The organism is Streptococcus sp. WM07, from assembly GCF_004570525.1.
GTDB lineage: Bacteria > Bacillota > Bacilli > Lactobacillales > Streptococcaceae > Streptococcus.
Window position 1 is genome coordinate 1 of record NZ_SPPZ01000015.1, and the last position, 14,922, is coordinate 14,922.

The 14,922-nt window shown below is 39.4% G+C and carries 13 protein-coding genes; 1 reads left to right on the top strand and 12 read right to left on the bottom strand.

Going from position 1 to position 14,922, the window contains the following annotated elements; genetic code table 11:
* Positions 1–245 precede the first annotated feature (245 nt).
* The 5 genes from E4T71_RS03060 to E4T71_RS03080 all read right to left on the bottom strand — a co-directional run bounded on the left by E4T71_RS03060 (position 246) and on the right by E4T71_RS03080 (position 5,951).
* On the bottom strand, positions 246–2,051 hold the full coding sequence (locus E4T71_RS03060) for an ABC transporter substrate-binding protein (protein ID WP_135036668.1): 1,806 nt from the start codon (positions 2,049–2,051) through the stop codon (positions 246–248).
* A gap of 93 nt (positions 2,052–2,144) precedes the next feature.
* Positions 2,145–3,047, bottom strand: a complete 903-nt coding sequence (locus E4T71_RS03065; protein ID WP_135036671.1) for an ABC transporter permease — start codon at positions 3,045–3,047, stop codon at positions 2,145–2,147.
* 14 nt (positions 3,048–3,061) lie between these two features.
* On the bottom strand, positions 3,062–4,027 hold the full coding sequence (gene opp4B / locus E4T71_RS03070) for an oligopeptide ABC transporter permease (protein WP_135036674.1): 966 nt from the start codon (positions 4,025–4,027) through the stop codon (positions 3,062–3,064).
* A 2-nt stretch (positions 4,028–4,029) separates the two neighbouring features.
* Positions 4,030–4,956, bottom strand: coding sequence for an ATP-binding cassette domain-containing protein (locus E4T71_RS03075; protein WP_135036677.1), 927 nt, complete (start codon positions 4,954–4,956; stop codon positions 4,030–4,032).
* Entirely contained in the window at positions 4,953–5,951 is a 999-nt protein-coding gene (locus E4T71_RS03080) for an ABC transporter ATP-binding protein (RefSeq protein WP_135036680.1), read from the bottom strand. The genes E4T71_RS03075 and E4T71_RS03080 overlap by 4 nt, the downstream gene beginning before the upstream one ends.
* A gap of 290 nt (positions 5,952–6,241) precedes the next feature.
* Between E4T71_RS03080 and E4T71_RS03085 the strand changes: the two genes are divergently transcribed.
* A complete protein-coding gene (locus tag E4T71_RS03085; RefSeq protein ID WP_135036683.1) occupies positions 6,242–7,489 on the top strand; it encodes a serine hydrolase in 1,248 nt (415 codons plus the stop codon).
* Positions 7,490–7,533: 44 nt separating this feature from the next.
* Here E4T71_RS03085 and sufB read toward each other — a convergent pair whose 3' ends face one another.
* The 7 genes from sufB to E4T71_RS03120 form a co-directional block, all read right to left on the bottom strand.
* Positions 7,534–8,949 carry a Fe-S cluster assembly protein SufB gene (gene sufB, locus E4T71_RS03090; RefSeq protein ID WP_135036686.1) on the bottom strand — a complete coding sequence of 472 codons (1,416 nt, stop codon included), beginning with the start codon at positions 8,947–8,949 and terminating at the stop codon, positions 7,534–7,536.
* Positions 8,949–9,395, bottom strand: a complete 447-nt coding sequence (gene sufU, locus E4T71_RS03095; protein ID WP_135036689.1) for a Fe-S cluster assembly sulfur transfer protein SufU — start codon at positions 9,393–9,395, stop codon at positions 8,949–8,951. Before sufU ends, sufB begins: the two co-directional genes overlap by 1 nt.
* Complete coding sequence (locus E4T71_RS03100; protein ID WP_135036692.1) at positions 9,382–10,614, bottom strand: cysteine desulfurase; 1,233 nt, start codon at positions 10,612–10,614, stop codon at positions 9,382–9,384. Before E4T71_RS03100 ends, sufU begins: the two co-directional genes overlap by 14 nt.
* 15 nt (positions 10,615–10,629) lie before the next feature.
* On the bottom strand, positions 10,630–11,892 hold the full coding sequence (gene sufD / locus E4T71_RS03105) for a Fe-S cluster assembly protein SufD (RefSeq protein ID WP_135036695.1): 1,263 nt from the start codon (positions 11,890–11,892) through the stop codon (positions 10,630–10,632).
* 23 nt (positions 11,893–11,915) lie between these two features.
* Entirely contained in the window at positions 11,916–12,686 is a 771-nt protein-coding gene (gene sufC / locus E4T71_RS03110; protein ID WP_135036698.1) for a Fe-S cluster assembly ATPase SufC, read from the bottom strand.
* Between the two features lie 83 nt (positions 12,687–12,769).
* A complete protein-coding gene (locus tag E4T71_RS03115; protein WP_167758464.1) occupies positions 12,770–13,930 on the bottom strand; it encodes a glycosyltransferase family 4 protein in 1,161 nt (386 codons plus the stop codon).
* The gene (locus E4T71_RS03120; protein ID WP_135036705.1) at positions 13,927–14,697 is read right to left on the bottom strand and encodes an adaptor protein MecA; all 771 of its coding nucleotides are present in this window, start codon (positions 14,695–14,697) and stop codon (positions 13,927–13,929) included. Before E4T71_RS03120 ends, E4T71_RS03115 begins: the two co-directional genes overlap by 4 nt.
* Between the last annotated feature and the right edge of the window lie 225 nt (positions 14,698–14,922).

Below are 14,922 nucleotides of genomic sequence, written 5' to 3' on the forward strand. Positions count from 1 at the left end.
CAACTTAATCATTCTATCAAAACTTCATTTGCTTGTCAACACTTTTTGTTAACTTTTTTGAAGTTTTTTTGAATTCGTTCGTTTCACCCGAACTTTTATCATTCATCTGTCCCGTTTAAGGAACTCTCCCTTCAGGACTTTATTAGTATACAACACTCTTACTTACTTGGCAACACTTTTGTTTAATTTTTTAAACTTTATAACAAAAAAAGAGAAGACAATATTGCCTTCTCTAATCTTAAAGCTTATTTAGCAGGGGTTTCTGAAGTTAATTCTAATTGATAAATTGGGAGATCACCATAAGTATACTCTTGGTAATCAAAATTCTTAACACGATTATTTACCCACATCATCTTAGTAGTCCAGCTCAATGGAATCCACGGAACTTCAGTCGCAAAGTTAGTATCAAACTCACGATAGGCATCTACTAGTTTTTTGTCATCAAACATTTCTTCGGACATTAGTTTGTTCATATCAGAATCAAGTTTCTGACTAGTATAGCGTTGATAATTAAGCTGTGACTGTTTTCCTAGAAGAGCTTGTGGATTTGGATTTGAAGCTAGACCCCAAGCTCCTTGGAAGATATCAATATCAGGATCATCTGCTTGGACACGTTGAGACCAGTCTTTCATTGCCATCAGCTTACCGTCCACCAACTGAACATCTAACCCAACATCTTTCCAAGATTGAATCAATGTATCAGCTAACGGCTGATCAATATTCTGCCCAGTGTTACGAATCGCAAAGTTAAATTGAACTTTTTCACCTTTGGCGTTTTCCCGAAGACCATCACCGTCTACATCTTTAAATCCTGCTTCATCTAACAATTTTTCAGCTTTTTCTTTATCATAATTGTAAGCAACCGAATCTGGATTGTAAATCATCTTAACTGCTGGCGGATATAGACCTGAACCAGTGGCAGAGAAGCGGATGCCATTATAAATTTTTTCATTAATCCGATCTCTATCCAAGGCATATGCGAAGGCTTGACGAACACGTTCATCTGCCGCTTTAGCATTTGGATCTACAACGGATTCTCCTTTTTCTTGGTCATATTTTCCTAATTTGAAACCAATATAGGACATATACAAATCATCTACACCAAGAATAGTACCATTCTTATGATCTTTTGAACTTTCCCAAATTCCAGCAGTCAACTCATCTACAAGATCAACATCGCCATTCTTAAGAACGTTACTTGCTTGTGCAGGTGAAACTGTTTTAATTTCAATTTCTTTGATTTTTACATCATCTTTCTTATAGAAATATTCATTTTGCTTCAGTAAAACACTCTCTCCATTGACAGTCTTATCAATCACATACGGTCCATAAGAAAGTGGTTTGGTATTTAGTTCTGCTTCAGCAAATTTATTGAAATCAGTTATTTTTTCAATTTGTTCAGCATTCAAATAATTGAATAAAATACCATCTCCCCACATGATAGAAGGAGTAACTTCTTTAAATTTCAAAACGACTGTTTTATTATCTTTTTCAGTAATTCCAGAAATTTCAGAAGCAGCACCTTCATGATACTCTTTCATCCCTTCAATGAGCTCGTAATCATCAGAATACCGTACGTTTGTCTCATATTTCGGGTTACCCAACAATTTATAGGTCGCAATAATATCTTTAGCCGTTACTTCTTGCCCATTACTCCACTTCAAATCTGGATTTACTGTTAAGGTTACTTCTTTCGTATCTCGATCTAAATGGAATTTTACAGCTGCTGTATCGTCATCTTGAACAAATCTAAATGACTCATCTGATTTAATTGCTGATCCACCCGTCATATGACGTAAAACAGCATAATCATTCGCTTCTAGATAAAAGACAGGATTCCACAACCCTGTGAGAGGATCAGGGGTCACTATACCAATTTTCAAACGAGCATTTTCAACTGTCGATCCACCATTCTCAACCTTTGTTTGGAACTCTGCCGCTGGTTTAGTAGCACCACTTGAGTTTGAACTTGAATTTGAAGCACAGGCCCCCAACACAAGTGAGGCAACTAATGCAGAGCTAACAAATTTAATTAAATGACTCTTTTTCATGTGCAACTCCTTTTTCATAATTTTATATAGTCTATCAGTTTTGTAAGCGTTTGTCAATTAATTATCAGAAAATTAAAACATATCCTTACTAAACTATAGCCGTTGTTTTGCATCCAAAGCTCGTCGCATAGCTTGACCAATATAATTAATACACAAGGTCATAAGGAGTACTAGCAAAGCTGCCGGTAACCAGATATACATTTTATTAACCATTAAATCCGCATCTCTAGCATATGCAAGAAGGGTACCTAAACTTGGAGTTCCTGAAGGAAGTCCAAAACCAAGGTAAGATAGGGAAACTTCGATTCCCATATTAAATGCTAAAGTCAATGTCGCTTCTACAATAACAATCGATCCGATATTAGGTAAAATCCCCTTCAGCATAATCTCCAAATCACTTGTTCCCATGGTTTTCGAAGCTAGTACATAATCCCGTCTTGCTTCTGAAAGAGCTTTACTCCGAACAAGACGAGCTGTAGCAATCCACGCGAAAGAAGATAAAATAAGGATGAAAGTGAGAACACTATAATCTTTCACCAAACTAACAAAAACAATGATTACCATTAGATATGGAATAATGGATAAGAAATCAATAGCGCGCATGGCTAAATCATCTATGACACCTCCATAATAAGCAAGCACAAGACCGATAATAGTCCCGATCACAATCGTTATAGTTGTTACTCCCAAAGCAATTAAGAGAGAATTAGCTGCTCCCATCATCAACCAACCAAAGACAGAATGACCACCAGAATCCGTTCCTAACAAGAAGCCATCCTCACCAGGTAATAAAAAGCGATTTAGAATATCAACTTCATGATAACTGGTATAAATATCGGTCATCCGAATATAAACATTAAAAACAAGAATAAACAGTATGATCGAGACGATAACAATAGTGGAAATCAAAGCCAATTTATCTTTTTTTAGTTCCCTCCCAATAATAGAAAATACGGAAGGAACTTTTGTGACAGTTTGTTCATTTTGAATTGACATACAATAATTCCTCCCTAATCCAATTTAATCCGTGGATCCACAATGGCCATGATAATGTCAGAAAGCGCACTACCCACCAAAGTTAAGAAACCAGAAAAGAGCATCAATGCCACTACGACACTATAATCTCGTGATTCCATTGATTGGACAAATAACTGTCCCATCCCTGGATAGCCAAATATCGTTTCAGCAATAATAGCCCCTGAAAAAAGACCCGTAATGGTAAATCCAAAAAATGCTGCTATTGGAAGTAAGGAATTTCTAAAGATATGGTCCGAATAGATTTTACCGATTGGAACCCCTTTTGCCCGAGCTGTTTTTACATAATCACTTTGCTTAGCTTCAATCACTTCGTTCCGAAGATATTGGATAGTTGTGACCGCACTTAATAAAGCGATTGTCGTACCTGGTAGAACTAAATGATACAATTTGTTGAGATAGTAAGATAAAGTTCCCGGTTCCAATCCAATGTCTACGGATCCGCTTGTTGGGAACCAACTTAATTGGAATCCAAAAATTAAAATCATAAATAAATAGAGAACAAAGCTAGGAATGGCAATCGCTAAAAAACTATAGACGCCAACGAATTTATCCAATTTCGAATTTTGATAACGTCCTGAGTACATTCCCAATGGAATTGCAATCAGATAAGTCACAATCAGAGTAAACAAAGATAAATTCAATGTGTTAAAAATTCGCTCGCCAATAACCGTACCAACAGATTTACCTGTTATATAACTCAAACCAAAGTCCCCATGGAGAAAATTATTGAGCCAAATATAATACTGTTCATACCAAGGCTTATAAAAACCACTTCTTTGACGAATCAGCTCAATCTGCTCAGGAGAAATTTTTGGATTTTCTGCAAGACCACTAAAGGGATCTCCCGGCATTAATTTTGCTAAGGCAAAAACAATGATACTCAAAAGAAGCAATTGAGGAATCATAATCAAAAATCTTCGTATAATGACTTTCCACATAGTTATTCCCCTCTCATTGCTACATAATGTGTCTCACTGAGTTTCTGCAACTCATAAACTTTCCCATCCTCATCAAAATAATCCTGATAAGAATTTTGAAACTCTTTTTCAACTTCCTCACGAAAGTGTTTTATTTCCTTAGCTTTATCCAAATCGGTACTTGGAATAGCAGAAATCAAACGTTTAGTATAAATATGCTGAGGATTTTGATAGATATCTTCCCTTGTACCTCGCTCCACAATACGACCTCTATACATGATGTAGATATAATCACACATATGTTTGACAACACCTAAATCGTGAGAAATAAAAAGATAAGAAATTTCTAACTCTTGTTGGATTTTTTTCATAAAGTTCAACACTTGTGCTTGAACAGATAAATCTAGTGCTGAGACCGGTTCATCAGCAATGATTAGACGAGGATTGCAGGCAACCGCCCTTGCGATACCGATACGTTGCCGTTGTCCTCCTGAAAATTCAAAGGGATATTTATATAACGCATCTGCCCCCATCCCAACAATATTTAACAATTCTAAAACACGCTCTCTCATATGATCCTCAGACAATTTTTCGATGTTCCGAATTGGTTCCCCAACAATATCAATAATTCGTTTCCGAGGATTCAGGCTAGACATAGCATCTTGGAAAATCATCTGGACATCCTGATTATAATCTATCTTCTTCCGATTCGATTTTTTAACCATATCGAGATCCTTATACATGATACTCCCTGAAGTAGCAGTTTCTAAGCCCAAGAGCACCTTTCCAACAGTTGTTTTACCACTACCACTTTCACCAATTAATCCATAGGTCTTTCCTGGTAACATTTCAATATCTACTCCGTCAACTGCATGAACATGACTTTGAATAGTATTGAAAAAGCCCCCTCGAATGGGATAGTGAACCTTCAAATCTTCAATTTTAATCATTGAACCCCATCCTCCTTAAAATAAAAGGTTTGGTAACAAGTACACCGTACTTGGTGCCCATCTCCTAAATCATGCAATACCGGATCTGCTTCATGTGCTTCTGGAGATATCCAGCGAATCCGTTCTGCAAAACGACATCCTGTCCTTTTTAAATTCTTCAAGGATGGAACCATACCATCAATAACATAAAGATCATCCGACTCACTATCCTCTTGGAAATTAGGGATACTCTTCAGAAGACTCTTGGTATATGGATGTTGTGGATTTTTAAAAATTTGACTAACTGAGCCAATTTCAATCACTTGACCAGCATAAAGAACAGCTACACGATCTGCCATTTCAGCAACAACCCCTAAATCATGGGTAATTAAAATAATACCAGCTTCCATTTCAGCCTGTAGTTCTTTTAACAAATCCAAAATCTGTGCCTGAATTGTTACATCCAAAGCTGTTGTCGGTTCATCGGCAATAATAATGTTAGGTTTACAAGACAGTGCCATAGCAATCATTACTCGTTGCCGCATACCTCCAGATAACTCATGAGGATACTGATTGGCACATCTTTCTGGATAGGGAATTCCTACTTGACTCAACAACTCTATAACCCGATCATCTCTCTCTGACTTATTCAAATCTGTATGATAGACTAAGGCTTCTTCAATTTGACGTCCAATTTTTTGGAGCGGATTCAAAGAAGACAACGGATCTTGGAAAATCATTCCAATCTCCTTCGTACGAATCCGGCTCATCTCTCCCTCAGATAGATCTAGGAGATTCTGGTTATTGTAAATAACCTCACCTTTTGATTTAGTAAAATTTTCATTGTGTAGTCCCATAACAGTAGTGGCTAAAGTTGATTTCCCGCAACCGCTTTCACCGACGATTGCAAGAACCTCATTTGGCTGCAAATCAAGTGTAATATGATCAACTGCGTTAAAATACTCATCCCCTATCCGAAATGCTGTTTCCAAATTTTTAATTTCTAATAAACTCACTCACAGACCCTCCCTTTATTCAATCTCAAGGAATATAATTAAAAAATATGATACACCTAGACTACCATTTTTAAGTAGAAATTTCAATATTTCACAGCAACATAAGATAAAAATGTATATATAATTTTATACTATTGAGGTGGTTTTTTTAGACCATTCTCTAAATAATGAGAAGAATTCAATACATATCATTCTGACTACTACTCAAAATTTATCTTTCCTTTCAAAATCCTATATCTGTCTTTAGAACTATGATAAAATAGAGAAACTAGTATTCGAAAGAGGAAATTATGAAACGACTTATCCAGCTGGTTCTGGTTACAATCTTACTGCTATCATCAATGATCCCTAAAAGTCTCGTGAAAGCTGCAGATGACTTTCAGCTCTCTGCCAAAAGTGCATTGGTTTTTGAACAAAATACCGGGAAAATTTTATTTGAAAAAAATTCTGATGAATTGATTGGTGTAGCTTCGATTTCAAAACTAATCACAGCTTACGTTGTCCTAGATGCCCTTAAAGCAGGGGAGCTCAACATGGACACTAAGGTACCTATTCATGATTATGCTTATCGACTCACCATTGATTCCGCAGCTTCAAATGTTCCAATGGAGGATCGAGAGTATACTGTTGAGGAGTTACTTCATGCACTGTTACTTTCCTCAGCTAATTCAGCTGCCATCGCCCTTTCTGAACAAGTTTCCGGGACAGAGAAAGAGTTTCTCAAGCGAATGGAAAATAAACTTGATAGCTTAGGGATACACGACTATAAACTCTACAATTCGTCTGGCTTAAATGACAGTGCCCTAAACACCGTCGATAACGGGAAGAATCAAGAAAATATCCTTTCTGCCAATGCTCTCGGAATTATGGTCTACCATCTCCTAAAAGATCATCCAGAAATCACTGAAATTACCGAGAAAAATCAAGCTAAATTTGGGAAAACCACAATCTATTCAACCAACCAACTGATCCCCAATATGCCTCGTTTCCGCAATGGCGTAGATGGACTAAAAACAGGAACTTCCGCTAAATACGGTGAATCAATCATCACCACTACTACTGAGCGAGGTATGCGTATTGTCAGCATTATTCTGAGTGTTGACAATCCTACCCAAGATCCCAATGCACGCTACAATGCAATGATTTCTCTCCTTAATTATGTTACACGGACTTTTTACGCCAACATCCTTGCCGCCGAAGGAGAGCAATATGAAAATTCAACCGCCGTCATTAAAGATGGAAAACAATCACCTATCCCAGCTGTCACCAAAACCGATGCCATTCTCATCCAACGTGGAGACTACACAGGCGATGTAGAAATCAAATGGGAAACAGATCCCAAAGGTTACCAAGCTCCAATTAAAAAAGGAGATGCTGTGGGGAACTTGACCTATAAAGATCCTGACCTGATAGGTCGAGGATATATCCAAGGAAAAGAACCAAAATTCGCCATGATCAGCAAGGAAGATGTTGCCAAAAGCAACTTCCTTAAAGTCCTCTGGAACGACTTCGTCCTTTTCGTTAATGAAAAACTATAACTAAAAAACCAGCTTCTGCTGGTTTTTTAGTTTATCAAGTAGTCTTAACCGACACTACCTTCCATTTCGTAACTAATCAAACGGTTTAGTTCAACTGCATACTCCATTGGAAGTTCTTTCGTAAAGGGTTCCACAAATCCCATGACGATCATTTCCGTTGCCTCACCTTCTGAAAGCCCCCGACTCATGAGGTAATAGAGTTGTTCTTCTGAAATTTTGGAAACCTTAGCTTCGTGTTCCAGAGCCACTTGCGAATTGTGAATTTCATTAAATGGAATCGTATCGGACTTGGATTGATCGTCCATGATGATGGTATCACATTCAATGTGGCTGACAGATTTTTTAGAATTACGAGCAAAGGTCACTTGTCCACGATAGTTTACCTCTCCACCACTCTTAGCAATGGACTTCGATACGATAGAAGAGCTCGTATGTGGAGCATTGTGAATCATCTTCGCCCCAGTATCTTGAACCTGACCTTTATTGGCAAAGGCAATAGACAACATTGTCCCACGCGCACCTTCTCCATCTAGAAAGACAGATGGATACTTCATCGTTGTTTTTGCTCCGATATTTCCATCAATCCATTCAACAGTTGCGTTTTTCAAGGCCCGTGCCCGTTTAGTCACCAAGTTATAAACATTATCCGACCAGTTTTGAATCGTCGTATAACGAACATAGGCACCTTCAAGTGAGAAAATCTCCACAATAGCTGCATGTAAACTATTGCTTGAATAGGTTGGAGCCGTACATCCTTCTACATAGTGAACACTCGCACCTTCATCTACAATAATCAATGTACGTTCAAATTGCCCCGTGTTCTCATTGTTAATCCGGAAATAAGTTTGCAAGGGAATATCCACCTTAACACCTTTCGGTACGTAGATAAAAGTTCCCCCAGACCAGACCGCACTATTCAAGGCTGCCAACTTATTATCAGTTGGTGGAACTAGTTTTGCAAAATATTGTTTGAAGAGTTCTGGATACTCTTTCAAAGCCGAATCCGTATCTGTAAAGATAATTCCTAGCTTCTCAAACTCTTCTTTCATATTATGGTAAACCACCTCAGACTCATATTGAGCCGAAGCACCTGCCAAATACGCACGTTCAGCCTCTGGAATCCCAATCCGCTCAAAGGTTTCCTTGATTTTTTCAGGAACCTCATCCCAAGACCGAACTGGCCTATCTGATGGTTTTTGATAATAAATAATATCATCAAAATTGATCTGAGACATATCCGTACCCCAGGTCTCCAACTCCATCTTCTTAAACGTCTCATAGGACTTAAGACGGAAATCCAACATCCACTGAGGTTCATTTTTTGCTGCTGACAATTCTCGGATAACTTCCTCACTCAACCCTTTTCCAGTCGAGAGAATTGGATCAACGTCATCATGAAAACCAAATTTATATTCCCCCAAATCAATTGGCTTGGGTTCTACACGTTCATTTTCAGCCATTATTTTCCTTTCTTTTCATTGAGTTCCATTGCTTTTTTCAAAGCATTCCATGCAAGAGTCGCACATTTAACCCGCTGCGGAAACTTCGCAACACCTGACAAAAAGGCTGCATCACCGAGTTGGTCAGTCGAAGATAAGTCTAGCCCTTGTACTAAATCAGAGAAATCCTGGGCTAGTGTCGCCACCTCTTCTTCCTTTTTCCCAATTACTATATCCGTCATCATAGAGGCAGAAGCTGTCGAAATACTACAACCAGAGTTGATAAATGAAATATCTGCAATGCGCCCCTCACCATCCACTAACAAAAACAGTTGAATCACATCCCCGCAAGTAGGATTGTTTAATTGAATTGGTTCTATACCAGGCAAGCTTCCCTGATGATGGGGATTTCTGGAATGTTCCGCCACCAGAGTTCGGTAGAGACTATCTAATCTAGAAATTGCCATTAAAAAACTCCTTTGTTTTTTCCAAAGCCTGAATCAGACGATCACAGTCCTCCTTGGTATTGTATACATAAAGACTAGCCCGCAACATAGCTCCAACACCTAGATAGGAAAGCAACGGTTGTGCACAATGATGACCCGCGCGGACCGCAACTCCTTCATAATCTAGAGCAGTTGCCACATCATGCGGATGTAGACCTGCTAAATTGAAGGAAATCAAACCACTTCTTCCTTCTAAGGAAGCAGGGCCATAGATTTCTATCCCTTCCACAGATTGCAACCCTTGCCAAAGATAGCTCAACAGTTCTTGATCCTGTGCTGCAACTCGCTCCATCCCCAACTGTTCCAAATAATCAATTGCCGCTCCTAAACCAATCGCTTCTGCAATCGGTGGTGTCCCTGCTTCAAATTTCCAAGGTAGCTCTGTCCAAGTAGCTTCTTGTTCAAAGACAAAGTCAATCATTTCACCACCATATTCCACAGGCTCTAACTGTTGTAACAGAGACTCTCTCCCATATAAAACGCCGATACCTGTTGGTCCCATCATCTTATGACCTGAAAACACCAAGAAATCTACATCTAACTTCTGAACATCCACAGGTAAGTGAGGTACAGACTGAGCACCATCTAGCACCAAGTAGGCTCCTACTTGATGAACCAACTCGGCAATCTCCTCAATCGGATTCTCAACTCCTAATACATTAGAAACATGAGCCAAAGAAACAACTTTTGTAGCTGGACTCAACTTAGCCTGTAGATCCTCCAAATCTAAACGTCCCTCTTTTAAAAAGACATAGACTAGTCTCGCTCCTGTACGTTGACAGAGTTGTTGCCAAGGAACAATATTGGAATGATGTTCCATAATGGAAATCAGAATCTCATCTCCAGCAGAAAGTTCCGCTTCTAACATTCGAGCTAAATGATTCAGTCCCGTTGTCGTTCCTCTTGTGAAAATAATTTCTTTTTCCGAAGCAGCTCCAATAAAAGAAGCAACTTTTCTTCGTGAGGCTTCAAACGCCTGGGTTGCTAACTCCCCTAGGGTATGCACCCCCCGATGAACATTTGCATTCATTTCCTGGTAATAGCGATCCATCACCTCAATCACAGTTTTGGGTTTTTGGCTTGTTGCTGCACTGTCCAAATAAACCAAGTCCTCTTCCTGTACCTGCTGGTCAAGAATCGGGAAGTCTTTTTGGATCTGCCGGCCGTCTAATGACTGCATGGCTACTCCTCTTGTTTATCTTTTGCTTAATTTATCCTCAATAACTTGAATCATGTCGTCTCGGACTTCTTTAACCGGAATTTCAACAATAACAGCTCCCAAGAAGCCTCGAACGACCAAACGTTCAGCAGTCGCACGATCCAAACCACGGCTCATGAGGTAATACAGATCCTCTGGATCCACTTGTCCAATAGAAGCTGCGTGGCCTGCTGTTACTTCGTTCTCATCAATTAATAGAATAGGATTCGCATCCGAGCGAGCCTGGTCTGACAACATTAACACACGGCTTTCTTGTTGAGCATCTGCTCCCTTAGCTCCACGGATAATATGCCCAATCCCATTGAAGGTCAAGGTTCCTTTTTCCAAGATAACACCGTGCTGGAAGATATTTCCGACTGAGTGCGAGCCATGGTTCGTAACACGACTGTCAATACCTTGTACTTGTTTACCAGACGATAGGGCAACAACTTTCATGTCTGCATGACTACCGCGTCCTATTAGATCTGTATCAAAGGCTGCAACTACATTTCCTTCATTCATAACCCCTAGTGCCCAGTCAATAGTCGCATCATTACCAATTCGACCACGGCGGGTTATGTAGGTTGTCACTTCTTTGCCAAGACGATCAATAGCGGAAAACTTCACTTGAGCACCAGCCTTTGCAATCACTTCAACCGTAATATTCGCTGTTGCTTTTTCTTGTCCATCTCCTAGACTTTCCAAACGTTCCAAGTAAGAAAATTTACTGTTCCGCCCAGCAATCACCAAAATATGTTTATTAAAAGGAACACTAGAATCACTTTCATGATAAAAAATCCCTTCCAAAGGTTGATCAATCTCAACATTATCTGGAACATATAAAACAGCTGCACTATTGAAATAAGCTGTATGGTAAGCTGCTAATTTATCCGTATCGTAGGCTAGAGCAGACATAAAATGTTTCTCCACCACTTCTGGAATTTCTTCCAAAGCTGTGGCTAAATCAGTGAATACAACTCCTTGCTCTATCAATTCTGGGGACAATTGCTCCAAAACTGTCTGAGTCCCAACTTGAATCAACTTAGGATTACTGCTAAGTTCAGAAAAAGCCGGAACATTACCGCTAGCTTGACTAAGTTCCAAACGTCCATCCCCTAGATTCCAACGGTGAAATTTCACCCGCTCAATCTTTGGTAAATCCAACTCTTGAATACTGTCAAAGGCTTTCAAGCGCAATTCCTGAAGCCATGCGGGTTCCGCCTGCACTTGCGAAAAAGCCTGAATTTGTTCTCTTGTCATTACTTCCTCCTCGGTAAGCGTCCTTATACTTCTTCCTCGTAATCAAATCCGAGTTCTTCTGCAATCTTTGCATAACCCTCTTTTTCCAAACGAGCCGCCAATTCAGGACCACCAGAAAGAACGACTTTTCCTTCCATCATTACATGGACAGCATCTGGCTGAATGTAGTTCAACAAACGTTGGTAATGGGTAATGATCATCGCACCAAAACCTTCCCCACGCATAGCATTCACACCTTTGGAAACCACCTTAAGGGCATCAATATCCAAACCAGAATCGATTTCATCCAATAAAGCAAAGGTTGGTTCCAACATCAATAGTTGAAGAATCTCATTCCGTTTTTTCTCTCCACCAGAGAAGCCTTCATTCAAGTAGCGCTCTGCCATTTCTTCTTTCATATTCAGAAGAGCCATTTTTTCATCTAACTTAGTAATAAAGTCACGGACAGAAATTTTCTCGTCTTCCTCTTTTCCAGAATTCATAGCTGCACGCATAAATTCTGCATTGGTAATTCCAGGAATTTCGCTTGGGTATTGCATAGCCAAGAACAAGCCCATACGAGCACGCTCATCGACTTCCAATTCCAAAATATTCACACCGTCTAGCAAAACCTCTCCTTGGGTTACTTCATAGTTAGGATTTCCCATAATCGCCGCAGATAAGGTTGATTTTCCAGTTCCGTTTGGTCCCATAATTGCCGCAACTTCTCCAGTTTTAAGGGTTAAATTAACCCCCTTCAAAATTTCCTTATTCTCAATGGACACATGGAGGTCTTTAATTTCCAATACTGACATCTTTCTATCCTTTCTTCTAGGTAATACGATTTTAGTATAACAAAAAAAAGCCTAGAAGGCTTTTTGCGTGTTTAGAATTATTCTTATTTACTAAAATTTTTCTTTTGACGTACTTCTTCACGATAGGCAGAATTTCCGATAAAACGGAGAGTTTTCAAAAGAGGCGTTCGATCTGGGCCCAAGATCCCCAACAATTCCACAAATAATTCAGTTCCAAGAACCAAACTAAAAAGAAGTAACACCCCTCCAATTCTGCCAGATACATTGAGTAAAAGGGATATCATCGAAAAAATAAAGGTAATACCATAAATCACAAGCACCGTTCCTCGATGGGTTAATCCCAAACTTAACAGACGGTGGTGTAAATGATAGCGGTCAGCTTCTGAAATTTTTCTTCCTGCCAGACGACGCCGAATAATCGCCATCAAGGTGTCCGTAATCGGAACTCCTAAAATAATCATCGGAGTAATTACCGCCACAGCCGTCGCATTCTTCAAACCTTGCAGAGATAGAACCGAAATCATAAATCCTAAAAAGAGAGCCCCTGTGTCCCCTAAAAAGATAATTGCTGGATGGTAATTATAAGGAAAAAATCCACCAATAGCCATAACCAAAAGTAGGATCAACATGGTCAAAAACAGATTATCTTCAGGGAGAAAGAAGTAAGAGACAATCGCCATAGTGACTAATGAAATGATGGAGACACCACTTACTAAACCATCCAAACCATCCAACAGATTTACCGCGTTGGTAATGGCTGCAATCCAAACCAAGGTCAATACAAAGGACAACATCGGGCCAAAATGTAAGAAAGGACCTCCAAAGGGAATTTTGAAATTGTCCATCCGAAAGTCCGTCAAAAACCAAATCAAAATAGCAGCAGTTAGAATCCCCACCATCTTTTGGCTCGGTTTCAATTCACAAACATCATCCAATAAACCCGTTAGGATAATAACACCACCTGCCAATAAGACTGGCCACACATAATTAAAATAAGTCTGACCAAAAGCCGTCACTTTGACAATCCCAGGCATGATTAAAAGATTCACCAAGCTAAAGGACAAAAAGATTGCCAAACCACCAGCAGTTGGCATAGACTTCTTATTAATCCGTCTTGCATTCGGCTGATCCACAGCTCCAAGCTGAAAAGCCAACAATCGAACTAAGGGTGTCAACAGAATACTTCCCAAAAACGTTGCAATCAGGGCCAAAATAAAGGAAAGGGCAAAGGGTACCATAATCAAATCCTTTGTAACTCTTCAATCGCAGTCCCATATAGAAGAATCGTCCCGTGCTCTTGTAGAACCGGTCTGGTTACCTGCGACTCTTCCGCCATCTCTCGTATCCTAGCCATTAGATATACTGGATACTTACCTGGCATGTGACTAGTATTCACCAAAACAGTCAAATAATAGTGCCCTTTGTATTTATACAACTCCGATCCATCATATTCATAATCAATCAGATCCACATAGGCTAAAACCTTATCAAAATCTGAAAATTGTAGGACATAATACAAAAAGTGATTTTGGGCTTTTGTCTCCGTCGTTGCCTCTGACTCTGTAGCATCCACCGCTTCTTCTTGATCCGTCTCAACTTGTTTCCGGAAGGTATCCAACTCACTTAACAGTTTATCCGATTGCGGATCCTGGCTGTATTCCTTTAGGGCCTCTTCCATCGCTTTGATGAATTCTTCCGGTTCCATATCTGGAAAATCCTCCATTTGAGGCATTTCATCAAAGTCAAAATCTTCAAAATCAATCGCCTGATCGACCTCCGATTTAGTCACAAATACATCTAGGCGATCTGGTTTTGGTGTTACGCGGAAACTCAGCATCCCTGAATCTAGAAAATGCTGAGGAAGCTCCAATTCATCCAAAATAGTGTAGAAGAAATCCTCGGTTTTTTCCTGGGGCATCAGGAAATCTGCCAATTCCATTCCTCTTTCCTCCAAATCTTTCATACTGATCGAAATTTTAATGGTTCGATCATTTAATTGTTTCATCTTCATTTAATTACCTCATTCTCCAGTATACTTGAATTTCCTTTAGATTTCAAAAAAGGAGGGGGACTGCATTCATTTTTCTAAAAATTCTTTATTAGTCCCACTCTGCACAGTGACCGAGAGGATTTGATGACCTCTAATAGCCGAAAAAAGCATCTCTTGACTACTGTTCCCCTACTTCTGTAATCAACGATAACAAAGACGCTTAAATGAATGAGCAACTGTCTCTTT